This window comes from Brevibacillus sp. WF146 (assembly GCF_001673705.2).
Lineage (GTDB): Bacteria > Bacillota > Bacilli > Brevibacillales > Brevibacillaceae > Brevibacillus > Brevibacillus thermoruber.
This window is the reverse complement of sequence record NZ_CP109943.1, coordinates 748013-773635: the sequence shown is the minus strand read 5'-3', so window position 1 is coordinate 773635 and position 25623 is coordinate 748013. Positions and strand designations below refer to the sequence as shown.

The following is a 25623-nucleotide window of genomic DNA, read 5'->3' as shown; positions in this document are numbered from 1 at the left end:
TCCCCAAAGTGATGCTGACCGATCAGATGAAAACAGTCGTACTGCGCATGGGAAATGATCCCTCGCTGACATCCGCTTTCTGCCGACTTTGCTGCGGCGATTGGTCTTGTTCCAAAAGTTTGTGAAATTCGCACCCCCGAAACAAAGGGAAAAGTGGAACGAGGCGTACAATATGTAAAAAACAACTTTCTTCCTGGCAAATGCTTCGTTGTTTTACTGGAGGCAGTTCGTGGCAAATTAAATCCACGATCCACAGAGAACATGTTAAGAAGACCCCCTCTTTCGCAAGGAGGTCTTCCGGGGATTTCCCCTAGATCAATCCGATACACAGCAATTGCTATGGGATCAATGTAATGATATTGTATGCAGTAAACCCCAAAATATGACAAAAGAGCAACTTTAATAGTTGCTCTTTTGGAATCAATTAGGTATACGTGATCACTCACGGGATCAATGCTTTCAATATGCATTATTGCATGACAAAAAGCTTCTGTCAAGTTTCATTATGCCTTGTAGTAAACAATTTTCTAATCGCATCATCAATCTTGACTATGTCTTGATGACTTACGGAAGCTACCCTTCCCTTTGCTCGTAACGGATAGGTGATTCTCCTTAAGCTTATAGTTCGAATCTGCTCAATTAGTGCCGTGTTATTAAAGTGCTCTAGATCTATATGGAAAAAGTACTCATCGTTCAAGCGCTGCGTCGTTAGTGGCACAACTACGGCGATTGGAGCTTCTTTTGTGCTCCAAAGAAAAACAACTGGCCGGTGCTTATTTTCTTCGCTACCTACATTTTCCCCCAATTCTGCCCAATAGATTCCCTTTCGGAAAATTGGAAATTGAAAGGATGGTTCTGAACCAAATGCTAGGCTAGCTTTCAGTTTCATCCATTTTACAAATTTCACAGCTTTTTCACGATCCGTTTGTATGGTGAGTATCTCTTTTATCTCACTCCACAATTTATCAAAATCCTCTTCTTGCGATCCCTGAAACAATCCCTACACCTCCGACCCGTAAGCTTCTACCCAATCATGCAATAGCTCTTCAACAAACACTTCCTGATAAACCTTTGAACCAAGCAAGGACATACGGGTACAAAGGCTGTCATCCCAATCAACCGTCATTTTTTGTAATTGCTCTTTCTCTTGATCCGACAAAGTCAAACCGTAATGAGCGAATCTTTCGTAATCCGACACATTCATCCGCCACGGCACAAAGTGCTTCCCATATCTCCGTGCAAGTCCTTGTGCAATAGTCAAGCCTTTTACATCGAAATCTCCGGAATAGTGAAGTCGTACGTCATTTTGGTTACTTGCCTCCAAACAACAGTCTAGGAATCGAATGGTTGCCGCACTCGCTTGTCCGTTTAAACAGATCAAAATTGGAGCGACATCATAGGATAAGCGGATGCTAAATTTCTCATATTGCGTTCCATCCAACAAAGTCGCAAACACCGAAGGATTTTCAACTACATACAGCCCGGAGAATTTTGGAATGGCAGACAATCTCTCTACTTGTCTCAGTGTTAGAACAAGCTCTTCATTCTTTTCTGTCAGTTGCGGCGCAAAGAGAATGACTTGGGAAGAGATATCATCGTCAGCTATGCCAGCGAATCGATACGTTTTTCGAATTTCTAAGCTTCTGACTGGATCAGCCACATGAATCCCGTCCATGTCAATTATGCCGGACGACTCCCATTCATTGTCAGCATCCATTGAGTCGAGTGAATCGTTTGACTTGTCATCCGATACCTCTGAAAAAATCTCTCGAAGACCGTGCCACAGCAATCGTCCGGCAGGATTTTTGAAATCAAACGCGTGGGCGTCTCTTGCAACCTTCGCAGCCAGCACGGGGAGGCGAATCAAAATGCCGGAAACTTCACCGTCATCCTGTACAAGCTTTTTTTGCTTCCTCTCCCACACACGGCTAAGCGCATCAAGGCAGTATACAAATTGTTGACGGGCATCTACCGGATTTTGCACATGTAGTCTACGCAAAATCCGGCTCCCTTGTGCTGCTCCTATACGCAATCGTTCCACCCATTCGACGATCCGTACCGGCAATTGGACACACCTCATTGCCTTCAACGACTCATCGATAAAGTGATTCCAATTTCTCTCAGCTTGTTGTTCCCTTTCGGCTCGCGTTAATACCTCCTTCCCATCCAAACAAGCAAACAACTCCTGAATCGTGAAGCCGCTTTGGTGCAAGATGTTTTCCAATTTTCGTATTGAGAATTTCAAATCTTCCCCAGGCTTCTGAAGTTCTCCCAGTAGTCCTCCTAACACATCGCATTCTTCGGAAGTAAGCTGTTTCACTCGAATGAATCCGGACAAGCCTCGCGCACGATAAGTGGCTCGAACAGCATCTATAAATCGCCCAAGCCCAGGCTCGGAAAAAAATGCCTTAATCTCATTCATCCGTTGTTCGTCCATATCCATTCTCCTCACTTGCAGCCGCCGCTTTATCAGTGGGAAGCAATTCGAGTCGCTTTCCATTCCAGCGATAGCGGAACAACGTGACAAAGTCGGCATCATTGGGGCGATAGATTTCCACCACAGACAGACTCGGAACCGTGTCATAACAACCCCAGAGTACCTGCGAAGTCATCATATAGTCGAAATCCATTTCGGTCAGGAGCTTGAACAAGTCGCGGATATTTTCTTCGTCAACACCGGCAAACGCCTCGTCCAGAGAGATGATTTTGGGCGCTTCGGGACTGGCATCTGCGTACCGTGAATACGTAGCGGCAAACAGCGGGATGTACATCGACATCGCTTTTTCGCCACCACTCATCACGTTGAATCTCGAGTCGGTCAATTCCCGGTATCCTGCCTCCCCGCCCTTTTTGTACCGGAGCATAAACTGGAACCACGTCCGGTAATCCAGGATCTCGTAAATGTGTTTGCGAAGCGACTCTCTCTCTTCCTGTGCCCCTTGTTTCGCCCACTGGATCCGCGAGCGGAAATGCTGGATCATTCGTTCAACCTCGTCTTCTCGCAGCAGCCGCGCATCTCTGCGCAAAAGATCCACCAATTGCTCCGCGTTCATCTCTTTTTCCGACTGTGCGGCTTTGGGGACCCATTGCAACTGCAATTTCAATCCGCTTGAGGTGTTGCGCTCTGCCATCAGCCGGTTCATTTCCTTGATCCACTGTTCGGCACGCATAATGCGCTGGCGAACCGTTTTGCCTACGCTGCGCAAGATAATTTCTTCGTAAAGCTGTCGATCCTTTTCATCCAGCAAACCGGAATGCTCTATAATCAGGGCGTTAATCTCCTCAAGCAGGGTAGATGGGGTTTGCGGTCGCAACCGATCGCGCATGGATACAACTGTTACCCGCCCGGTCTTGTCATCAACCACGGCTTCCAGCGCATAATCCATTAATAATTGGCGGACCGCATTAAACTGATCGAGCAACGAAGTAGTCACACTTTCACGGTTTCTGCCCGCCGAAGAAGGCTGCAATTCCTGATAGATCTCTTTACATAGGCGAAAAACTTCGACATCGTCCCATTCCGATCTGGATACATCCACCCAGTCCGCTACAAGCCCCAAAGAAATTTCCCCATTCCATCGTTGCAAAGCACGTTCTACCGCCTGTTGCAATTCGTCGAATTGACGTTTTCTTGTCTCGAGTCGCTCTGCTAACCGCTCTTGAATTTTTTCAGCCTCTCGTATGTTTTCATCTTCTTTTTCGATTTGCCGTCCCAATTCCCGTTTTTCCTCATTTAGCCGCGAGATGCGTTCATACAAATCGTGGATGCCCAACTCCTGCATGTGGCGACGCAGGCTCTCGACCTTTACTTTCAAGGAGTGATATTTCTCCTCCAACTCTTCCGCCAGTTCTGTTTCATTTTCAACTTCCGCTAACAATTCCTCTGCCTCTTCTTGCAACCTACGAAGGGTTTGGGTCGTCTGTCTGTACTGTCTCCACTCCGCATGCAAATCGGACAGACCGTTCAAATAAAACTGGATCGTTTCTCTCGCCGCTTGCAACTCTCTCAGGCTTTTGAGGCGAGACCATTGCTCAGTGCTCGCTGCCAACTCGATTTTCAGCTGCTGCCAAAGATTGTTCTTTTCCCTCACTCGATCGGCCATCCGCTGCGCATGAGCCATCACCGCATTGAGCCGGTGCACGGCATCGGCCAGCGCGTCCAATCGCTCCTGAACCAGCTTGTCATCCGGAAACGCCTGCACATCCTCATCCACCTGAGCAATCGCCATCTGGATTTCACTTACTTGCCTCGACAATTCCCACAGTTGTTGATCACATGCCTCTATCTCGCGCTGCAATCGTTCAATTTCCGCTAGCTTAAACCGGCGGCGGGCTTCCTTGCCAATATAGCGGGCTGGCTGGGTATCCGTCACACACCCGCGAACCGGCCCAAATTGAAAGAAAGTGGAGCCGATCCAGATCGACGTTGTGTCCACCTCTTCAAATTGCGGCGTATCGTCTACCTCTTTCCAGGCAAACGTCCGCAATACAGCATCGATCATTGCTTCATCCAGACCGCTTTCCGGCGAAGGAACAGGTTTCAGCACATCGGCGAGGGTATATCCCCATTCCACTGGCGCAGGTGCAAGCCATACTTCTTCCCCTTCTTCGAGTCTGCCAATACGTCCATCAGGGGTTATCCATGCGTCAAGCAGACCGCAAGCGCTCAGTACTCCTTCGATGCGGGCTCGCTCCTCCTCGGTCCAATGCCCCAGGAAATCGCACACCGCATAAAGCGGTGCCCCTTCTCCTGCACCTCGGCTAACACGCGCCGCAGTTCTAGCGTCGCTGCGTTCCGGCTCCGGTTCACGGCTCTCCCGCCAAGCCTGCTGCTCCCGCTTGAGATCAGCCCTCACTTCTTCGATCCGCTGAATGTCGTGGCGGAGTTGCCACTCCTGTTCCCTCCATTGTCTTCGAATCTCTTCTGCCGTTTCGATTACGGGTTGCTTTACACTGTTGTAATTCCTGTTTGTAATACAAATGGCAGAAACTGCTTGCAAAATCTGCTGGAACGCCTTTTCTTCAACAGCAAGCCCTTTCACCCGATGTTTCCACTGAACAATCTCCTCTTTTAGCTGCTGTAGGGCCGCTTCTGTCTGTTTTTCAGACTCAACCTTGGCCAGCTCGGCTGCGTCACGTTCCTGCCGAATGGCCCCTAGTTCCTTCTCCAGTTCTTGCAAACTGTTCCACGCTTCCCGCTCTGCCTGCGCAATCTTCCATGCATACTCGACCGCTTCCCGGTGGCGGGCCACATCCTTTTTCCACTCAAGAACAAATCTGTCATCTTCGGGAGGATGAGGGTGCCAGTAACGATGATAGACATCGTGCTCGGCAAATTCCATCTCCCTTGCCAGACTCTCCAGTTCCAGCAGCAGTTCTTCCTGGGCACGCAAATACTCCGTCATCAGACCATTATTCTGCATGATTTCCAATTGCATACGGTCATGACGCTGTCTTAGTCCTTTGATGCGTGCACGAGATTTGTCCAAATACTGCCCAATTTCGGCGAAACTACCCTCCAACGCTTGCAATTCTCTCTGCTTTTCAATGGCTTCATGCCTGTTTAATACATCCAGATCTGCATCAACTTCTTGCAAACGGACGCGGAATCCCTGCAACCTATCATGGGAATCCGATAATTTTCGTTCAGTTTCGATGCACTGAGCTTGAACCTCTTCAACATGCTTCGCAACATCGTCCGCTTTTGCTTTGGCATCAAGCACCTCTTCTGATGCCTGGTAGAGGAGAAAGCGATTATAGCGGTCATATGATTCCTCCAGCTTTTCCAGCTCGCTCTGGTGCAGCTTCAGCTCATCCAGACGATCCGCGATCTGGTCCATATCTTCCAAAACCTCGGATAATGGACGCAAGTCATCTTCCTGGAGAGGAGGTAGCGCTTCTGTCAAGATATGATAAATAGCCGATGGTTTGAAATCTTTGGACAACTTCGGGCTACGCAACTGGATGATCAAATTCATTAAATCGGCAAAGGCCTCACTGTCGTAAAAGCCAAACAACGCTTTGTTCACCAGATCGCGGTACGCTTTTTGTTCCTGTACCACCTGTCCCCCGGCACCGATCCTCGCTTCCAATTCACGTCGATCAAGGGGGTATTTTCCTTTCCCCTCCAACCAGGCAACCCGGTCATACAACCAGAAATCCTGGTTCACCCGGCGGCCGTCATCCAGCAGAAACCCCCAAAAACTTACCTGGGAAGCAGCCCTGCGCGCACGCAACCCGATGCCGATCGTTTTGTATATGCCTTTTTGCGGATGATGGAACTCCATCCATAAATACCCGATACGGTCGATATGTTTACCATCATCGCCCAGCAAATAATATTCAATTCGCCGGTCCCGTGAGCCAAACGGGTCCAAACGTTGCGGCCGCTTGTCGCCATCCAGCACAAGCGGGAGAAAGCTTTGCATCGTCACTGATTTTCCTGCGCCGTTTGTCCCACGCAGGATGAGACGCCCTTCCTCCAGTGAAATTTCTTCATCATCGTACACCCAAAAATTGAAGATGCCTGCCCGTGCCATCTCCCAGCGGTTTCGTGTCTGATTTCCCGCAACAGCAATAGGCTCATTCAGCGATTCATTTTCAAACTGCATGGATCTCCCTCCCCTTACTCTGAATCTTCTGCTTGGTAGTTGCCATTCCAGCGGCCCAACACCGGAGAAACGGCGAACCGGTTTTCATCCTGCCAACGTCCCAAACCCCATTCACTCATATGCCTAGTCAAAGCTTCAGCCAATTCTGCCGCTGTCATCTCCTGATGCTCCTTGCTCCAGTATTCTTTGTAGCGTTGGCGCAAAACTAGCAACAGATTTTCCAAATCTGTGCGACCAAGCACCATCTCCCCATTTTGTTCCACATACCAAAGCGACGACTCAGCATGCAGCAGCCGCCTCAATTCTCCCGCCAACAGCAATACCAAATCGGATAAAGCCGACATGGTGGGAAAAAGATCTCCATCACTGGTGGAGTCTGGATGGAAAAACAATAATCCTTCCCGATACCGGCTTCCTTCCCAGCCAAACATGGTACGGAGTTGCTCGATTAACGACCTGCGCTGGGTAATGACATAGTACAAATCGTCCGGATCCCAATCCTGATCCAGGATAACCGGCTCCAATAATAGCCTCCTGTAGACACGATGCCGACGCCTTCTCATTTCTCCGTCTGCGGTGTCCGTATAGACCATCTGGACATTGAGCTCATGAATGTCAGTAAAGCGTGTAAGCTCCTCCGGGAAGTGACGCAGCACATATCGGGCATTCGGGGTGCATTCGTAGAGAACGTTGTTTTCATCGTTGTGGGCCCAATCCTGCTCATCACCATCCACCGCGACCAGCACCCCTAGCTGTTTGAGCTTCTTTAATGCTCGCACCATCGACAATCGGTGATGGTAGAGTTCCCAATCGACATGCAGTCCTGTCCCAACCATTTGTTCTCGGATTTGCACCACCATGTCTTTCAACAGGAATTGATCCAACTCCGTTTTCCCTTCCAAAAACCATAATCCATAGGTAAAAAACGCATAATCCCTCGGCTCACGAAATTCCTGGATGCCCATCCACGGATATGCCCTTAACGGTGCCTTATCCAATTTTGCCATAGCCCTGGTCAGGATCAGGGAAAATCCGGCGTATTCCGCAAACCAGTCCCTCAGTTCACGGTACTGGTCGCGAATCCAGTAAAACAACTCCGGATCTTCCTCCTTGGTGATCCACGGTCGGTTGAGCAGAGCAAGGGCGCATGCCCTGCGTCTATCCCTCCACACATCGTCGCCCGCTCTGCCCTGCATCCGCATACGCCGCAGAGCCCACGACCGAGCACCGCCTCTACCCATGAACCGTCTCCTCCTTATATGACTCGTCAAACCATAGCGTATAGTCGGGCATGTCCAATTTACCGTCTTCACACAGCAACGTTGTCATTTCGCCTGACTGCGGCAATCGCAATCTCACTTTGATTCCCTCCGCTGTAACAAACGAACGGGAAGCATTTCCCATGCAACGACCGATCCAATGCAATAACCGCAAACGCGTCTTTGCATCAACTACACCCAATTCAGAGATACGTACCTGCTTCTTCCTGGCCATCCGCTGGACAAACTCTCGCTCCTCCTGAAGCTGCTGCTCAATGACGGCCCTTGTAGCCTTCTTTCTGATCTCCGATTGTCTAACCGGTTCCGTTTCCGAGCGCGATAGCCTTTTCCGGCTACGTGAGCGAACCCCCCGAATCTTGGGCACTTCATTCCACATGGAAATATCGGCAAGATCGGTCGTGCGTTCGTCCTCGCCTTGCAGATGCCTGCTGGGGAACAGGCCAAACGCATACGCAGCAAGGCAATGTGCGTCATCCAACGAAGTCAGGCTGTCAAACCATTGTGCCAAATACTCCAATTCTTTCTTCCGGCTGATTCCGGCCCGTTTTCGCTCTTGCAGCCTCAATGCGCATCGAACCACTTTTGCGATCGTCTCTTTGGTTGCCCGTTCCAGTAATACAAGCTCGCTCTGTTCGCTTCCCTCTCCTAAGAACCATCTTCTGAGATTCTGCCAACCTTGTTGCAAGGAATTGGCCATCTCTTCACGTGAAAAGCTTTCTTCCAACCGGGGCTTTCGCATCTCGTCACCCACGACATGCTCCATAAACATTTCAGCTACAGTAGGGGAGATTTTCTGCAGATGCCCTTCAATTAGATAGGCTTTTTTCTGCAGACCTTTGATAAAATGCTGCAAATAGTCGGTCAGTTTGTCTTTCATCAACAAAAACGCTTCAGTAGCCATCATCTGTTCAGCTTGGATTGAATGCACGCTGGCAATGAAGTCAGCGGCATTCTCATGCATGGTTTTAAAAGCTTGATACAGTTTTTCCCAACAAGCCGATGCTTCCCCTTCCTGAAACAGTCCGCCGCTTGCCCGTATAGCTACCAGACACTCCGCAATCGTATCAAGATAAGTCGTCTCCAACGACCCACCGTACCCCTTGATGGTTTCAAGCGTTTCTAACATTCGTTCGATTTCAATTGAATATGGTGTCAGTACATACTGACTCTTCTTTCTCATATACTCTTCCACGGTTTGCGCACGACCGCCATCGTGTCTCGATGCAAGATTGCGCCATTCTTTTAGTTGCTCCAGATCTGCTTGGCACTGTTCAACCGTATATCCTTCCAGTATCCCCCACTGTTTCACCCCTTCGAATACCTCTTCTACCCGGAGCCAGTAGCGAAGTCGCTGGTATTCCTGATAGAAATAGCGCATCACTGCCCGATAGCGAGCGACATTGTCTGCGTTTAAATAACGAAATTCAGGAACACCTCTCAGCATCGTAGGTGACATGGAATGATCCATGAAGCTGATCCTCCCGTCCTATTTTTTCTTATCGAATATGGTAAATGTGAATTTGAAAAAAATCTACATTTGTAAATTTTAGTAATTTTCTCTCTCTTTCATTAATTAAGTTAATTGTGGTCCCAATTCATCTCAACATGATAGAATTAAAGAAAGATTGGAGTACGGAGGTAAAAATATGACTCGGCGAGGATCTAACGAAGAAAATAGAATGATAGAAAACCAACATTTATTGGCCGATATTCAAAGAAATTGGAAGAAGTATCAATCATACGCCCAATATAGAGGCCTCCAGTGCCGGAACTGCAAAAGAAAGGACACATTTGCTTTTCATGCCCATTATCGCGGCCGCAAACGCTATAAATGTAAAAATTGTGGAGCTACTCTTAATGATTTATCCCAATCTCTCATGCACCGCAGTCGCCACCCGAAAAAATGGCTTGAATTTATGGAAATGACGGTTAAAGGAGCAAGTTTAGGGCAACTGTCAAAAAAATTAGGGCTAAGTAAGGTAACCCTTTACCGCTGGAGAAAAAAGTTTTTGCAACTCGCGACTGATTTTTATCAACAGCGATTGCAAGGGATCATTGAAGTCGAAGAAGTAGCGCTTACTAGTCAAGGAAGATCCAAATTTATTCGAGATTCAAATAAAGAAGGGAAGGATAATGAACAAATCTTTCTTATAGTCGCCAAGGATCGACTGGGTAACTACCTATTCCGGATGAAGCGTAACCGTTCAAAGCTTTGGAGAGCTTTTTTGAATCAAGTTCAAAAAAACTCAAGTATACATTCGAATGTTCCTAAGTCTGGCCTTCCGAACAACATTGTTACTAAACATGTACAGTTCTTCGGCCCATCTGAAGGACTGACGACAGTAGAGAAACGAGATTGGAATAGTCCGGTTTCTGAGTTCCTACGCCTTTTTGCTCAAGCAAGTTTGGTTCATCGGGGCCTATCAATCAAATATCTGAAAGGTTTTCTAAGCGTATTGGCATTAAAACATAAACTGCATAAAATCTCCATGGAACAGCAAAAAGCATTTTTTATGTACACGCTTCTGACGAATAATATGAGAGCTGCAAATGAACTTGTTTTCAACTGAAATCAGCTCAACTACTGAGAAGTAAACGAGCAAATTATTGTGTCCAATTTGTGAACTTTTTTATCCTTGATATTCACCACATTTAAGTTATATAGTTGATGTTTTAGTTTAATTGATTTTTTTGAAACATATTTAATAAAACTTAACAAAATAAAAACAGCCATCACAGAGGACTCCCTGCGACAACTGTTCGCTACCTTCAAAGATTATGTAACTCAGAAAAACATTCCCGAAATTAAGAGTTCATTGGCAGTTACGTTGAAAAAGTAATTGTCTACATAGAACACATAGACATTATATTCAAACTCAAAATTGTGGATATGTATGGTGGAGGCGGGGGGATTCGAACCCCCGTCCGAAAACGGCGACACATAAGCATCTCCGAGCGCAGTCACTCTATTGGGAATTCGGCGGCAAACCTGCGGAGTGACACGCTAGTTTACTGCCTAGCCTGATTGGTCTTCTTCCTTTGGCCCCAGGCGGAGACCTCCGGCGTAGCCCGTTAGAAGTGAGCCCTAATCACGCCACACGGGCCGATGGAGTGTTAGAGCCTCGCTGGTTATTAGGCAGCGAGAGAAAGTTGTTTGTTGCCAGTTATGGCTTTCCGCGTTGTTGACGGGGTCCGCAGCCCCCCGGCTCGCTTCTTATGCTCTACCATTCCCGTCGAATCCAGAACGCCCCCAGGATAGAATGAAAAAGGTGAAAAAAAGTCTAGGCGAAGATGGCAACTGTTCCGCACCTAGACTGTTGTTTCGGGGTTCATTGCCTTCTTACTATAGCACACGCGGCATCCAAAACTCAACGTCGATTTGTGCCAGTCCTGCCATCGTGCACCAAGCGCGGGACCTGCGAATAACGGCTTGTCGGCCACCGCTCGGCTGCGGGCAGCATACCTTTGCCTGCGAGTACCCTGCCAGCAGACGCAGCGGCCATTCTTAACGATCCGATGCCGCCGCGGGAAACAGGATGAGGTCGTCTCCCGCCTCGTTACACCTTCTGCCGCTCGCGCAGCGCGCGCTCCACTTCCCGCTGGGCGTCCCGCTTCTTGATGTCCTCGCGCTTGTCGTAGTTCTTCTTCCCTTTGACCAGCGCCAGCTCCACCTTGGCCCAGCCGCCCTTGAGGTAGAGGCTGAGCGGCACCAGCGAGTACCCTTTCTCGCGGGTGAGGCCGTTCAGTTTGAGGATTTCCAGACGGTGCAGCAGGAGTTTGCGCGTCCGTTCCGGCTCGTGGTTGTAGCGGTTGCCCTGCTCGTACGGGCTGATGTGCATGTTGTACAGGAGCACTTCGCCGTTGTGAATGCGGGCGAAGCTGTCCTTGAGCTGTACGCGTCCGGCCCGCACCGATTTGATCTCCGTGCCGGTCAGGGCAATGCCGGCTTCGTACACGTCTTCGATGTGATAGTCGTGACGCGCTTTGCGGTTTTGGGCCAGCGTCTTCACACCGGTTTTTGCTTTCGACATGGGAGATCACCTCGCTTGCCTGGTTTCCGGACGGCTGTACAATCCGCCAATATCGTACCTGTTAGTCTAGCAAATTTTGCGCCGTGTGACAAGATGGTTACCGCCGCTTCCGTTTCGTCTGCCCGGCCACGTGTTTCTTTTTCGACTTTTTGGCTCGGATCAGGTCTTCCCAAAACGCCTTTTGCCGGGTCGTCGGCGATTCAGCCGCCTCGTCGAGCGGCACGACATCGCCCTCGGACGCGTCCGCTTGACCGGCACCGGTCTGCCGGGCCGCTTCGGTCTGGCGGCGCTGCTTGCGTTGCTTGCGCAGCACGGCGGGATGGGGCTTTTCCTGCTTGGCGGCGCGTTCTTTGGCGCGCTTGCCTTTGCGCTCGCCGCCGCGCCCGTCGATCACCTTGGGGGTGCGTTCCCGGCCGCGGAAGGTGTTGGGCTTCTTCATCCCGACGATCTCAAAATCGATGGCCCGCTCATCCACGTTGACGTTGGAGACGCGCACCTGCACCACGTCGCCGATGCGGAACTGCTTGCCCGTCCGCTCCCCGATCAGGGCGTACGCCTTTTCGTGGTAATGGTAGTAGTCGTCGGTCAGATAGCTGATGTGCACCAGGCCCTCAATCGTGTTGGGCAGTTCCACGAAGATGCCAAACGACGTGACGCCGGAAATGACGCCTTCGAACTCCTCGCCGATCCGCTCCAGCATGTACTCCGCTTTTTTCAAATCGTCCGTTTCCCGCTCGGCGTCCACGGCGATGCGTTCGCGCTGGGACGCGTGTTCCGCAATGATCGGCATCTGCTCCACCCAATAGGCCAACCGCTTTTCGGACAGCTCGCGGTTCTCCAGCCACTCGTGAATCCGCCGGTGGACGATCAGGTCGGGGTAGCGGCGGATCGGGGAGGTAAAGTGCGTGTAGAAGTCGGTCGCCAGGCCGTAGTGACCCAGGCTTTCCGCGTCGTAGCGCGCCTGCTTCATCGAGCGCAGCATCACCGTGCTGATGATGACCTCCTCCGGCGTCCCTTTCACCTCCTCCAGAAGCTGCTGGAGGGCGCGCGGGTGGACGGAGTTGCCCTTGCCGCGCACGGCGTAGCCGAAGTTGGTGACAAACTCCATGAAGGCCATCAGTTTTTCCGGGTTCGGCTCCTCGTGCACCCGGTACATAAACGGCTGTTTCATCCAGTGGAAGTGCTCCGCCACGGTTTCATTGGCCGCCAGCATGAATTCCTCGATGATCGACTCGGCGATGGATCGCGTGCGGAAGCCGATCTCCGTCGGGGTCCCCTCTTCGTTGACGTAAATTTTCGCCTCGCGGAAGTCAAAGTCGATCGCGCCGCGGTGCATCCGCTTGGCGCGAAGCTTGCGGGCCAACTCCTCCATCAGGCGGAACATCGGCACCAGCTCGCTGTACCTTTCGATCAGCGCTTCGTCGTTCTCTTCCAAAATCTTGCGCACATCCGTGTAGGTCATCCGCTCGTTGGTGCGGATGACGCTGAGGTAGATGTCGTAGGTGACCAGGTTGGCCTCCGCGTCCAGCTCCATGTCGCAGGTGATCGTCAGGCGGTCCACCTTGGGGTTGAGGCTGCAGATGCCGTTGGACAGGCGGTGCGGCAGCATGGGAATCACCCGGTCCACGAGATAGACGCTGGTGCCGCGCCGATATGCTTCCTGATCCAGCGCGGAATGTTCCCGGACGTAGTAGCTGACGTCGGCGATGTGGACGCCCAGCAGGTAGTTGCCGTTGGGCAGCTTCTCCAGCGAGACCGCGTCGTCCAGGTCCTTCGCATCCGCGCCGTCGATGGTTACCATCATCCGGTCGCGCAGGTCGCGCCTGCCCTTGATCTCCTCCTCGGAGATTTCGTCCGGCACCGCTTCCGCCTCGGCCAGCACGTCGGCGGGGAACGCTTCCGGCAGGCCATACTTGCGGATGATCGAGAGAATGTCCACGCCCGGGTCGTTTTTGTGCCCGAGGATCTCGATCACTTCGCCTTCCGGGTTGGCGCGTCCTTCCGGGTAGCGGACGATCCTGACGACGACCTTGTGCCCGTCCACCGCCCCGTTGTAGGCCGTTTTCGGGATGAAGATGTCCCTGCCGATCCGTTTCTCATCGGGAATGACGTAGGCGTAGTACGTTTCGTCCTTGAACGTTCCGACCACTTCCGTCACGCCGCGCTCCACGATGCGGATGATCCGCCCCTCCAGGCGGTTGCCGCCCGTTTTCTTTTCCACCCGCACCAGGACCGTATCGCCGTGCATGGCGCCGTTCATGTCGTTGGCATGGACGTAAATGTCGTCCTCTCCGGGCGTGTCAGGGATGACAAACCCGAACCCTTTGGGATGGCTTTGCAGCCGGCCGCGCACCAGGTTCATTTTTTCCGGCACGCCGTAGCGGTTGGTTCGCGTCCGCACGATTTCGCCCCGCTCTTCCAACGCGTTCAGCGTTTTGACCAGTTCTTTAAACGCCTCGGAGTCGGCCAGTCCAAACGCCTCCTCCAGCTCCTTCACGGTCATGGGGTGATACGCCTGTTCCCGCATGAACGCGAGGATGTCCTGTTCTTTCATTCCGTACCCTCCTTTGCCGCGCATACGTTGCCGCGACTTTTCCTCTTCTATGTAGTATTCAGTATTCTCCGATTTCACCGTAGGCAATCCTAATAGAAAAAAGACAGCAAGTCAAACTTGCTGCCTTTGGCGAGTCGTATGTTACGCACCGCTTCTCAAGAAGTACCCGAGCAGAATGGCAAACACCATGAACAACACGGCAAACACAACCGTCAGTTTGCCGAGCAGGGCGTCAATTCCGCGGGCCTTCTGCTTGCCCATCAGTTGTTCCGCGCCGCCGCCGATCGCACCGGAGAGACCGGCGCTTTTTCCGGACTGCAGCAGCACGACAAGAATTAAGCCAATACTTGCGATCACAAGTAAGATTTTCGCAGCCAATACCATGTGTATTCACCTCAAAGCGAATTTCCCATACGTGAAGAAACCATTACTTCCACTCTACCACAGTTGGATCGGATCAGCAACCCTGGTTGATTGACCGTTTTTTATCCAAAAATTGTGTACGTTCTTTGTCTGTTTTTCCGTTTCCTTGCAACTGTCACGATTTTGCCGTAAAATTGCAGTTGTACCGTTATACTTGCCGTAGGAGGTCCTAGTTACATGGCTGGTTCCAACAAAAAAGACATGAATCAAAATGACGTGGTTGACTCCGCGAAGGCCTTTTTTACTTCGTTTGGTATCTTGTTTCTCGTTTTTCTTATTGCTCTTGTCGGTTCCGCCATTTTCCCGCCGAAACACGGCGAAGAGGCCCAAGGTGGCGGAGCGCCAACGGCCAACATTGACGCGGAAGCCGTGTACAAGCAAAACTGTGCATCCTGTCACGGCCAAAACCTGGAAGGAATTGTCGGCCCGAACCTGACCAAAGCAGGCAGCAAGTACAGCGCGGACGATATTGCGAAAATCATCAAGGACGGGAAAGGCGGCATGCCCCCCGGCATCTTGAAAAAACAACCGGAAATCAAAGCAGTTGCCGAGTGGCTGGCTCAGCACAAGTAAATACATAGGCAGCCACGGGCGTTACACACCGGAGACTTCTCCGGTGTTTTCTCATTTCTCGAGAGGAGGAACGGCAGATGGCCCCGCTGCTGGAACTGGAACAACTGGGCAAACGGTCGGCGTCGCGGCCGGACGGCTGGCTGTTTGCCGACCTGTCGGCCGTGGTGGAAGAACCGGCCATCATCCACATCCTGGGGAAGTCGGGACAGGGCAAAAGCACCCTGCTGCGCATCCTGGCCCTGCTCACCCGCCCGGACAGCGGGACCGTCCGGCTGGCGGGAAAACCCCCGGCACAATGGACGCCGGAGCGCTGGCGCATGACGATGAGCTACGTCTCCCAGCATCCGGTCATGCTGCCCGGCAGCGTGGAGGACAACCTGCGGACGGTCAGCCGCCTGCACCAGCGCCCCTTTCCCGCCGATCGGGCCCGGGAATGGATGGAGCAGTTGGGACTGGGCGGACTGGATTGGGCCAAACCGGCCGACCAGCTCTCCGGCGGGGAAAAACAGCGCGTGGCGTTGGTCCGCTCGCTGCTGCTGCAGCCGGCCGTACTGCTGCTGGACGAAGTGACCGCCTCGCTGGATGCGCTCAGCAAACAGGCGACCGAGCGGCTGCTGGCCGACCTGCACCGCCGTGAGGGCACCACGCTCATCTGGATTACGCACGACTGGGAGCAGGCGCGCTCCGTCGGCCAGCGGGTCTGGTTCATGGCAGACGGCCGGCTGCTGGAGGATGCGCCGAGCGATCGTTTTTTTAACGCTCCCCGCACCGAGGAGGCGCGCCGGTTCTTGGCCGCCGCCATTCAAGAGGGATAGGAGGAGATGGGAATGTCATCGATGTCGCTGTGGCTGTCGTTCTCGTTTGTCCTGATCGCGCTGCTGCTTTCCCTCTGGCAGAAGCTCGGCCTGGAAAAGGAGATCGCCGTCAGCACGGTCCGCTGCGCCGTCCAACTGCTGGTGATCGGGTACGTGCTGCAGGTTGTGTTTCACGCCGACCACCCCGTCTACCTGGCGCTGGTGCTCGTCATGATGATCGCCGTCGCCTCCTGGAACGCCTCGCGCCGGGGGGACCGGCTACCGGGGGTACTCTGGCGCATCGCCGCCGCGCTGACGATAACGGCGACGGTGACGATGGGGCTGCTGCTGCTGTTCCGTTTGGTGGAACCCTCACCGCAGTACCTGATCCCGATCTCCGGCATGATCATCGGCAATGCCATGATGGTCAGCGGCCTGTTTCTCAATCACATGAAGCGTGAAACGGAAACCGCCCGCGGTGAGATCGAGACGTTGCTCTGCCTGGGCGCAAACAAGCGGCAGGCGATTCACGACGTGTTGAAACGGGCGGTAACGGCCAGCATGATCCCCACCTTCGACACGATGAAAACGATCGGGCTGGTGCAGCTTCCCGGTACCATGACCGGCATGATCATCGCCGGGGCCAATCCGATCGATGCCGTCCGCTACCAGATTCTGATCATGTTCGCGTTTTCTTCGTCCGCGGCGATCTCGGCCGTGCTGGTCAGCCTGCTGTGCTACCGGCTCTGGTTTACTCGCGAATCCATGCTGCGTCCGTGACGCGTTCGGCGCAGCGATCGGGAATGGCTGTTACCGCATGGGGAGCGTGGCTGCCGGGGAAGACGTCACGAATGCAGCATCTGTCCGAATCACCGGGCAAAAAGGAAACAGGCTGCCGGGAATGATCCCGGCAGCCTGCCGTATGTCACATGCTGCTCTCGTTATTGTTGGAGCAGGTATTTCTCCAGTTCGTCCACCACTTTGTTGGCGCAGATTACGCCGCCAGAGGTGTTCCAAATCGTGTCGTCCACCTTGAACGCCTTGTTGTTTTTCACCACGTTCAGGTTTTTCCACAGCGGATCGTTGGTCCACTCTTTTTCCAGCTTGGTCGCTTCGCCGTCTCCCGTCTCGTAGGAGAAGTAGAACATGATGTCGCCGTCCATTTCCGGAATCCGCTCTTTGGTCACTTCGGCGGCGAATTCGTCTTTGTTTTGCGATTCCGGACGGGCTACGCCCAGGTCTTTCAGGATCGTGCCGGCGAACGTGTCATTGTAGTAGATGCGTACACGGCCGGGCATGAAGCGAACGAGAGAGACTTTGGTCTTCGCCTTGTCGCCCACTTTTGCCTTGAACTCTTCGATGCGCTTGTTCCAATCGGCCAGCACTTTTTCGCCTTCCGCTTTCTTGTTGAGCGCTTCCGCGTACAGCATGAAGTTTTCTTTCCAGTCGCCGCGCGGTTCTTCCACGAAGACGGTCGGCGCGATGGCAGTCAGCTGCTGGTAAATCTTTTCGTGGCGGAACTTCATGCCGAGGATCAGGTCCGGCTTCAGCGCCGCGATCGCTTCCAGGTTCGGCTGGGATTCGGTACCAACCGTTTTGGTGCCCTCGAGCTGTGGTTTTACGAAATCGTAAAAGGTGGTTGGGTCAGTCCAGGAACCGACCGCACCCACAGGCTTAACACCCAGGGCCACCAGCGTTTCCACCCCCTGCGAGGTGAGGACGACTACGCGCTGCGGGGTGCCTTTGATCGTGGTTTCCCCCATCGCGTGTTTCACGGTGTAGGATTGATCGGAGCTGCCTGCTGCCTGTTCGGCGGGCTTTTGGTCAGCCGGCTTTTGGTCAGCTGCCTGCTGTCCGCCGCCGCAGCCGGTAACGATCAGCAGGAGGGCCATCAGCAGGGCAAAAAACGCTTTGCCGCGTACCGTTCGGTATGTACGAGAAAACATGCAATTGACTCCCTTCCATGATGATAATGAGAATTAAAATCATTTACACCCAATATCCTACTACCACGGTCGGACGAAGTCAACAGGAAAATGATAATGAATCTCACCATCATGTATGTGCCTGTTTCCGATCGCATCGTCCGCCCTGAACGCCTTGAGGCTTTTACCGCGTTCCGTTTTTTCCCGGCATTGCTCTTTCCCGCTTTCTCCCGCCTGCTCGCCTCAGGCCAGACGTGAAATTCCATTTCCGCTGCCGCCCGAGCGGCCGACTGCCGGCTGCTGTGCCGGAATGTCTCCTTTCCTATATATACACACTGACTTTTTTCCTGCACGAACGGTGATAATGAATCTCAAAATCATTGACAATGCACTCCTGCAAGAACTACACTGGAATGTGAAACGAGTAGAAATCGTCACCCAAGGATGAAGATCATGAAATCGTTACTGCACAACAATCCGCTCAAAATCGCTGGCGTCTGTATCGGACTGTTCCTTCTTTTATATTTGAGCTACGCCAGCCTCGTCTTCGGCGTCATCGACACCAGTTGGCAGACGGCGATCGACGCCTACACGCACTTCAACGGCTCCAATGAACACATCGTCATCAAGGAAGTTCGCGTCCCGCGGGTGCTGAATGCCCTGGCCGTCGGAGCCAGTCTGGGCATCGCCGGCGCGCTGCTGCAGTCGCTGACGCGAAACCCGGTGGCCGACGTCGAACTGTTCGGCCTCAATGCCGGGGCCGCCCTGTTCGTCGTGTTTGCGGTGACGTTTGTCGGCATCAGTTCCCTTACCGCGTTTACTTGGATCTCCTTTTTGGGAGCGGCGGTCAGCGGGCTCGTCGTCTATCTCCTGGGATCGCTGGGACGCGACGGCGTGACGCCGGTAAAGCTGACGCTGGCCGGCGCAGCCATCACCGCATTGGCCGCATCCGCCCGGCACGGCATGCTCGTCCTGAACGAAAAGGCACTGGACGAAGTGCTGTTCTGGCTGTCCGGTTCGGTGGGGGGACGCAAGCTGGAGTTTTTGCAAGCCGTCTTTCCGTACATGGTGGCGGCCTGGGCGGGAGCCTTCCTGCTCGCCCGTCCGATCCAGACCCTGCTGATGGGCGATGACGTCGCCAAGGGACTGGGGCAGCGGACCCTGCTGGTAAAAGTCATGACCGGCGTGGTGATCGTCCTGCTTTCCGGCAGTTCGGTCGCCGTGGCAGGGCCGATTGGCTTTGTCGGACTGGTCACGCCGCACCTCGCCCGCTATCTGGTCGGGCTGAACACGCGGTGGGTGTTCTTGTACAGCGGCATCCTCGGTTCCGCCATCCTGCTCGCAGCGGACATCGCCGCCCGTTTCATCGCCAAGCCTGCAGAGGTGCCCATCGGAGCGATGACCGCTCTGGTCGGCATCCCGTTCTTCATCTACGTGGCGAGAAAGGGGCTGGAGAAGAAATGAAGTCGTATCTGCCGCTGCGCAACAAGAAAGGCTCCTTTTCCTTTCACATTCACAAGAAAACGCTGCTGTACGCCGCTGTCTGCCTGCTGCTGACCGGAGCCGTCACGGTAGTCAGCCTGGGGATGGGCGAAATGAACATCTCTCCCCTCAACGTCCTGAAGGCGTTTCTGGGGATGGGAGAGGAACAGGATGCGCTGATCGTAATGCAGTTCCGCCTCCCCCGCGTCGTCATCGCCCTGTTGGTGGGGGCCGCGCTGGGAGCGGCCGGGGCCATTCTGCAGGGGATCGTCCGCAATCCCCTGGCTGCGCCCGACATTCTCGGGGTAACGGGAGGTGCTGCGGTTGCGGCCGTCGCCTTCCTGCTCTACTTTGAATCGGCCAGCATTCAATGGCTTCCCCCCTTCGCGTTTCTGGGAGCGACGCTGACGACGTTCATCCTGTACGCGCTCGCCTGGAAAAAAGGGGTGACGCCGCTGAGGCTGGTGCTCATCGGCGTGGGCATCAAAATCGCCGCCAGCGCGGTGATCACGGTGCTGATCCTGTTCAGTCCGTTTGTCCTGCAGAACAAGGCCACCCTGTGGCTCACCGGCAGCATCTACGGCGTCGACTGGAACGACGTGAAGATGATCGGCCCGTGGGTTGTCGGCCTGATCGCGCTGGCTGCGCTGCTCGCCCGCCGCGTCAACGTCCAGCAGTTGGGCGACGAGGTGGCGACGAGCGTGGGCAGCCTGGTTCAGTTCGACCGCTTTGCGCTTTTGATCATCTGCGCCGCGTTAACCGGGGCGGCCGTCTCCGTCGGCGGGGAAATCAGCTTTGTCGCCCTGCTGGCGCCGCACATCGCCAAAATGCTGGTCGGCCCCTCGTTTGGAGGCGCCCTGCCGGTTTCGGCCCTGGTCGGCAGCCTGATCCTCTTGATTGCCGATCTGATTGCGCGAACGGCCTTTTCCCCGATCGACATCCCTGTCGGCGTCTTTACCTCGGCGGTAGGGGCACCGTTTTTCATCTACCTGCTCTACAAAAACCGAAACCGGTAAGCTGAAAGGAGAGAAGCAGCGTGCATGCCTTGGAAACCCGTCAGTTGACGTTGTCCTACGGAGAACGGAATATCATCGAAGGGCTCGATCTGCGCATCCCGCGCGGGCAGATCACGGTCTTCATCGGCAGCAACGGCAGCGGCAAATCCACCTTGCTGCGCTCGCTCGCCCGGCTGTTGAAGCCCAAGCAAGGGGCGATCCTGCTCGACGGCGAGTCGATCGCCAAGCAGTCGACCAAGGAAGTGGCCAAGCGGCTGGCGATCCTGCCGCAAGGGCCGACAGCGCCGGAAGGCTTGACCGTCCTGCAGCTCGTCAAGCAGGGGCGCTATCCGTACCAGAGCTGGCTGCAGCAGTGGTCGGAGGAAGACGAACGGATGGTGACCAAAGCGCTGGCAGCCACCCAACTGACCGAACTGGCCCACCATCCCGTCGACTCGCTGTCGGGCGGACAGCGGCAGCGTGCCTGGATCGCCATGACCCTGGCCCAGGGGACGGAGACCATCCTGTTGGACGAACCGACCACCTACCTGGACATGGCGCACCAAATCGAGATCCTCGACCTGCTGTACGAGCTGAACCGGACGGAACAGCGTACGATCGTCATGGTGCTGCACGACTTGAATCTGGCCTGCCGCTATGCCCACCACATCGTCGCCGTGCACAACCGGAGCGTGTACGCCGAGGGCAGCCCGGACGAGGTCATGACGGAAGAAATGGTCCGCCACGTGTTTCAGATGGAGTGCCAGATCACTCACGATCCGCTCTACGGCACGCCGATGTGCATCCCGTTCAGCAGAAGCCGGTTGACCGCTGTCGCCGAGCCGAGACAGATGGTTCACGCGTAGGCCCGGCGCCGAAAAATCGGCACAAAAAAACGGCATGACACCCGCCAGCCGAAACGTTACAATGAAGGACAAACGGTACACATTCGCGAGGCGGAAAGGAGATTCTCCCTTTGTCCAGTGTGGGTTTTCCCGGGTTGCTGCTTTTGCTGGTCATGTTTGCGCTGATTGCCCTGTTCGGCGTTGCGCTGGCGCTGTTTATTCGCAAGCTGCTGCAGCGCCAGGCGGACAAACGCGACAGTCTCACGCGCATCGAACAAAAGCTCGACAAACTCATGGAACAACAAGAGAATCGACAGCGGCGATAAGCGAACAAAAAAGGTGCCTTCCCTGTCAGGGAACGCACCTTTTTTGCATTTCCGATTGCTGCGCTTACTTCTTCAGGTTGTAGAAAGCGGCGCGGCCGCCGAAACGTGCAGTGTCGCCCAGCTCGTCTTCGATGCGCAGCAGTTGGTTGTACTTGGCCACGCGGTCCGTGCGGGACGGAGCCCCTGTCTTGATCTGGCCGGCGTTGGTCGCAACCGCGATGTCGGCGATGGTGGAGTCTTCCGTTTCGCCGGAGCGGTGGGAGATGACCGCCGTGTAGCCGGCCCGTTTCGCCATCTCGATGGCGTCAAAGGTTTCGGTCAGCGTACCGATCTGGTTTACTTTCACCAGGATGGAGTTGCCGGTCGCATTTTCGATACCGCGCGCCAGACGCTCGGTGTTGGTCACGAACAGGTCGTCGCCGACGAGCTGCACTTTGCCGCCGAGGCGCTCGGTCAGCACTTTCCAGCCGTCCCAGTCGTCTTCGGAGAGACCGTCTTCGATGGAGATGATCGGGTACTTGCTCACCAGGTCTTCGTAGAAGGCGATCATTTCTTCCGTGGTCTTCACGACGCCTTCTCCTTCAAAGTGGTACTTGCCGTCCTTGTACATTTCGGTAGCGGCCACGTCCAGCGCCAGGAAGACGTCTTTGCCCGGCTCGTAGCCAGCGGCCTTGATCGCTTCCAGAATGGTGGTGATCGCTTCCTCGTTGGACTTCAGGTTGGGAGCAAAGCCGCCCTCGTCCCCTACCGCCGTGTTCATGCCCTTGGCGGCGAGCACCTTTTTCAGCGAGTGGAAAATCTCCGCCCCCATGCGCAGCGCTTCCTTGAACGATTCGGCTCCGACCGGCATCACCATGAACTCCTGGATGTCTACCGTGTTGTCCGCGTGCTTGCCGCCGTTGAGGATGTTCATCATCGGCACCGGCAGCGTCTTGGCGTTGAAGCCGCCCAGGTAGTTGTAGAGGGAAACGCCCAGGGACGCGGCTGCGGCGCGGGCGACTGCCATGGAGACGCCGAGAATCGCGTTGGCGCCCAGTTTGCCTTTGTTCGGGGTGCCGTCCAGTTGGATCATCGCCGTGTCGATGCCCACTTGGTCCATCGCGTCCATGCCGATCAGCTCCGGCGCGATGATCTCGTTGACGTTCTCCACCGCTTTCAGTACCCCTTTGCCGAGGTAGCGGCTCTTGTCACCGTCGCGCAGTTCCACTGCTTCGTACGCGCCTGTGGATGCGCCGGACGGAACGGCGGCGCGGCCCATGGAGCCGTCTTCCAGAAATACCTCCACTTCCACGGTCGGATTGCCGCGGGAGTCCATGATTTCGCGTGCGTAAATGTCGGTAATCATCGTCATTGTGACCATCTCCTTTATTATGATGGAGAACCCCGCACCAGCCTGGGACTCGCGGGTGCGGCGTTCGTCGTTGGCCTAGCGGGTGCGCCTTGCTCATCACTCGCTGCCGTTTACTTGGCGAGCAGCGATTTCCCGGTCATTTCCGCCGGCTGCGGTAAGCCCAAAAGCTCCAGCATGGTCGGCGACAAGTCGGCCAAAATGCCGTCCTCCCGCAGCGTCACGCCTTCCTTCGTGACGATCACCGGCACGGGGAACGTGCTGTGGGACGTAATCGGACGTCCCGCTTCATCCAGCATCAGGTCGGCGTTGCCGTGGTCGGCCGTGATGATCGCCGCGCCGCCCTTGGCGAGAATCGCGTCCACCACTTTGCCGAGGCACTCGTCCACGGTCTCCACCGCCTTGATCGTCGGTTCCATTTTGCCGGAGTGACCCACCATGTCGCAGTTGGCGAAGTTGAGGATGATCGCGTCGAAACGCTCCGCTTCGATCTCTTTCAGCACCGCCTCGGTGACTTCCGGCGCGCTCATCTCCGGCTTCAGGTCGTAGGTGGCCACTTTCGGCGACGGAATCAGGATGCGGGTCTCGCCGGGAAACTCCTGCTCCCGCCCGCCGCTGAAAAAGAAGGTGACGTGCGGGTATTTTTCCGTCTCCGCGATGCGAAGCTGCTTCAATCCGTGCTGTGCCAGCACTTCTCCCAGCGTGTTGTCCAGGTTGGTCGGCTTGTAGGCCACATAGCCGTTCACCGTCTCGGAAAAATGCGTCAGGCAGACGAAGTGGAGGTTGCGCGGATGCCCTTCACCCCGGTCGAAGCCGCGGAAGTCGTCGTTGGTAAACGCCTGCGAAATCTGGATCGCGCGGTCCGGACGGAAGTTGAAAAAGATGATGGAATCGCCGCTCTGGATGGTGGTGACCGGCTTGCCCTGCTCGTCCACGATCACCGTCGGCATCACAAACTCGTCCATGATCGACTTCTCGTACGATTCCTTGACCGCCTGAATCGGGTCGGTGTAAGCCGGCGCGTCCGCGTACACCATCGCCCGGTACGCCTTTTCGATCCGCTCCCAGCGCTTGTCGCGGTCCATCGCGTAGTAGCGTCCCTGCACCGTGGCAATCCTGCCCACGCCGATCTCGGCGATTTTGGCCTGCAGTTCCTCGATGTAGCCGACGGCGCTGTCCGGGGCCACGTCACGCCCGTCGAGGAAGCCGTGGATGAAGACGCGGTCGACGTTCTGCCGTTTGGCCAGCTCCAGGAGCGCGTACAAATGCTCGATGTGGCTGTGCACGCCGCCGTCGGAAATCAGGCCGAACAGGTGCACCTGCTTGCCGTGTTCCTTGGCGTGGCGGAATGCGCCAATCAGCGTTTCGTTTTCGAAAAAGGCGCCTTCGCGAATCTCTTTGGTGATCCGGGTCAAATCCTGGTACACCACGCGGCCTGCCCCGATGTTCAGGTGGCCGACTTCGGAGTTGCCCATCTGCCCTTCCGGCAGCCCGACAGCCAGTCCACTCGCCTGCAGCGTGGCGTGGGGATACTGCTGCCAATAGCGGTCAAAGTTGGGCTTGTTGGCCTGCGCCACGGCATTGCCGTAGGTTTCCTCCCGCAGCGCAAAGCCGTCCAGAATGATGAGTGCGACCGGTTTGGGTCGATGTGCCATCTGACTCCCCTCCTTACGACTGACGCTGTCCGGCGGCTCCGGCCACCAACTGCAGGTAGCTTTCCGCCGTCAGGCTGGCGCCGCCCACCAGCGCTCCGTCAATGTCCGGCTGCGCCATGAAGCTGTCGATGTTCTCCGGCTTCACGCTGCCGCCGTACTGGATGCGCACGGTCTGGGCAGCCGCCTGGCCAAACCGCTCGGCGATCGCGCCGCGGATGATCGCGATCGTCTCGTTGGCGTCTTCCGCCGTGGACGATTTGCCCGTACCGATCGCCCAGATCGGTTCGTAGGCGATCACCACGTCCGCCATCTGCGCGGCATCCACGCCGGCCAGCGCCGCTTCAGTCTGCCTGCGCACGACCGCAGCGGTCTCGCCCGCCTCCCGCTGCTCCAGGCTTTCGCCCACGCAGACGATCGGCTTCAGGCCGTGCTTCAGGGCGGCCAGCACCTTTTTATTGACGGTCTCGTCCGTTTCATTAAAATACTGGCGCCGTTCCGAGTGGCCGATGATGACGTAGCGGACGCCGATCTCCTTGAGCATCAGCGGGCTGATCTCGCCGGTAAAGGCGCCCTGCTCCTCGAAGTGAACGTTTTGCGCCCCCAGGGCGATCGGTGTGCCCTTGAGCGCCTCCGCCAGAGCGGCCAGAGCCGTAAACGGCGCGCAAATCACCTGTTCCACGCCAGCCGCAGCGCTGCCCGCTTTCGCCTCTTGGACAAAGCGGACGGCTTCGGCAATCGTTTTGTGCATCTTCCAGTTTCCAGCGATAATTGGGGTTCGCAG

At 54.9% G+C, this 25623-nt stretch carries 21 protein-coding genes and 1 other RNA gene; 9 read left to right on the top strand and 13 right to left on the bottom strand.

Translation table 11 applies throughout. The features are described from left to right. Positions 1-493: 493 nt before the first annotated feature. From A6764_RS03800 to A6764_RS03780, 5 genes are read right to left on the bottom strand one after another with little or no spacing between them, the layout of a single operon-like run. Positions 494-997, bottom strand: coding sequence for a type II toxin-antitoxin system PemK/MazF family toxin (locus A6764_RS03800; RefSeq protein WP_065067321.1), 504 nt, complete (start codon positions 995-997; stop codon positions 494-496). Between the two features lie 3 nt (positions 998-1000). Then, a complete protein-coding gene (locus tag A6764_RS03795) occupies positions 1001-2437 on the bottom strand; it encodes a DUF2399 domain-containing protein (protein ID WP_065067322.1) in 1437 nt (478 codons plus the stop codon). Next, complete coding sequence (locus A6764_RS03790; RefSeq protein WP_065067323.1) at positions 2415-6611, bottom strand: TIGR02680 family protein; 4197 nt, start codon at positions 6609-6611, stop codon at positions 2415-2417. Before A6764_RS03790 ends, A6764_RS03795 begins: the two co-directional genes overlap by 23 nt. 14 nt (positions 6612-6625) lie before the next feature. Continuing rightward, positions 6626-7807: a TIGR02678 family protein gene (locus tag A6764_RS03785; protein ID WP_065067327.1), complete on the bottom strand. Its 1182-nt coding sequence runs from the start codon at positions 7805-7807 to the stop codon at positions 6626-6628. 37 nt (positions 7808-7844) lie between these two features. Continuing rightward, positions 7845-9359 (bottom strand): TIGR02677 family protein, encoded by a 1515-nt coding sequence (locus tag A6764_RS03780; protein WP_065067324.1) that lies wholly within the window; start codon positions 9357-9359, stop codon positions 7845-7847. A gap of 178 nt (positions 9360-9537) precedes the next feature. On the opposite strand from A6764_RS03780, the gene A6764_RS03775 reads away from it, so the two are divergent. Beyond that, complete coding sequence (locus tag A6764_RS03775) at positions 9538-10461, top strand: IS1 family transposase (protein ID WP_141669696.1); 924 nt, start codon at positions 9538-9540, stop codon at positions 10459-10461. Positions 10462-10786: 325 nt separating this feature from the next. Here the strand turns inward: A6764_RS03775 and ssrA are convergent. From ssrA to secG, 4 genes are all read right to left on the bottom strand, one after another. Further along, positions 10787-11143: a transfer-messenger RNA gene (gene ssrA, locus A6764_RS03770) on the bottom strand. Between the two features lie 305 nt (positions 11144-11448). Beyond that, positions 11449-11922 (bottom strand): SsrA-binding protein SmpB, encoded by a 474-nt coding sequence (gene smpB / locus A6764_RS03765; RefSeq protein WP_029098170.1) that lies wholly within the window; start codon positions 11920-11922, stop codon positions 11449-11451. A gap of 97 nt (positions 11923-12019) precedes the next feature. Then, positions 12020-14476 (bottom strand): ribonuclease R, encoded by a 2457-nt coding sequence (gene rnr / locus A6764_RS03760; protein ID WP_065067326.1) that lies wholly within the window; start codon positions 14474-14476, stop codon positions 12020-12022. Between the two features lie 141 nt (positions 14477-14617). Further along, entirely contained in the window at positions 14618-14860 is a 243-nt protein-coding gene (gene secG, locus A6764_RS03755) for a preprotein translocase subunit SecG (protein WP_029098168.1), read from the bottom strand. Between the two features lie 216 nt (positions 14861-15076). On the opposite strand from secG, the gene A6764_RS03750 reads away from it, so the two are divergent. From A6764_RS03750 to A6764_RS03740, 3 genes are all read left to right on the top strand, one after another. Next, a complete protein-coding gene (locus A6764_RS03750; protein WP_029098167.1) occupies positions 15077-15472 on the top strand; it encodes a YqzM family protein in 396 nt (131 codons plus the stop codon). A 77-nt stretch (positions 15473-15549) separates the two neighbouring features. Next, positions 15550-16287: an ABC transporter ATP-binding protein gene (locus tag A6764_RS03745; protein WP_264622398.1), complete on the top strand. Its 738-nt coding sequence runs from the start codon at positions 15550-15552 to the stop codon at positions 16285-16287. A 12-nt stretch (positions 16288-16299) separates the two neighbouring features. Further along, a complete protein-coding gene (locus A6764_RS03740) occupies positions 16300-17046 on the top strand; it encodes an ABC transporter permease (protein WP_065067328.1) in 747 nt (248 codons plus the stop codon). A 161-nt stretch (positions 17047-17207) separates the two neighbouring features. On the opposite strand, the gene A6764_RS03735 is transcribed toward A6764_RS03740, so the two are convergent. Then, a complete protein-coding gene (locus A6764_RS03735; protein ID WP_065067329.1) occupies positions 17208-18212 on the bottom strand; it encodes an ABC transporter substrate-binding protein in 1005 nt (334 codons plus the stop codon). Between the two features lie 96 nt (positions 18213-18308). Between A6764_RS03735 and A6764_RS03730 the strand changes: the two genes are divergently transcribed. The 5 genes from A6764_RS03730 (at position 18309) to A6764_RS03710 (ending at position 21839) form a co-directional block, all read left to right on the top strand. Next, positions 18309-18449 carry a hypothetical protein gene (locus A6764_RS03730; RefSeq protein WP_176703299.1) on the top strand — a complete coding sequence of 47 codons (141 nt, stop codon included), beginning with the start codon at positions 18309-18311 and terminating at the stop codon, positions 18447-18449. 195 nt (positions 18450-18644) lie between these two features. Next, positions 18645-19655 carry a FecCD family ABC transporter permease gene (locus tag A6764_RS03725; protein ID WP_065067330.1) on the top strand — a complete coding sequence of 337 codons (1011 nt, stop codon included), beginning with the start codon at positions 18645-18647 and terminating at the stop codon, positions 19653-19655. After that, positions 19652-20689 carry a FecCD family ABC transporter permease gene (locus tag A6764_RS03720; RefSeq protein ID WP_029098159.1) on the top strand — a complete coding sequence of 346 codons (1038 nt, stop codon included), beginning with the start codon at positions 19652-19654 and terminating at the stop codon, positions 20687-20689. The genes A6764_RS03725 and A6764_RS03720 overlap by 4 nt, the downstream gene beginning before the upstream one ends. A gap of 20 nt (positions 20690-20709) precedes the next feature. Beyond that, the gene (locus A6764_RS03715) at positions 20710-21534 is read left to right on the top strand and encodes an ABC transporter ATP-binding protein (protein WP_065067331.1); all 825 of its coding nucleotides are present in this window, start codon (positions 20710-20712) and stop codon (positions 21532-21534) included. Positions 21535-21653: 119 nt separating this feature from the next. Next, on the top strand, positions 21654-21839 hold the full coding sequence (locus A6764_RS03710) for a DUF4083 family protein (RefSeq protein ID WP_238550937.1): 186 nt from the start codon (positions 21654-21656) through the stop codon (positions 21837-21839). A gap of 64 nt (positions 21840-21903) precedes the next feature. On the opposite strand, the gene eno is transcribed toward A6764_RS03710, so the two are convergent. The 3 genes from eno to tpiA form a co-directional block, all read right to left on the bottom strand. Further along, positions 21904-23190, bottom strand: coding sequence for a phosphopyruvate hydratase (eno, locus tag A6764_RS03705; protein WP_029098156.1), 1287 nt, complete (start codon positions 23188-23190; stop codon positions 21904-21906). Between the two features lie 110 nt (positions 23191-23300). After that, on the bottom strand, positions 23301-24842 hold the full coding sequence (gene gpmI, locus A6764_RS03700; protein ID WP_035299342.1) for a 2,3-bisphosphoglycerate-independent phosphoglycerate mutase: 1542 nt from the start codon (positions 24840-24842) through the stop codon (positions 23301-23303). A gap of 13 nt (positions 24843-24855) precedes the next feature. Next, positions 24856-25623 carry a triose-phosphate isomerase gene (tpiA, locus tag A6764_RS03695; protein WP_029098154.1) on the bottom strand — a complete coding sequence of 256 codons (768 nt, stop codon included), beginning with the start codon at positions 25621-25623 and terminating at the stop codon, positions 24856-24858.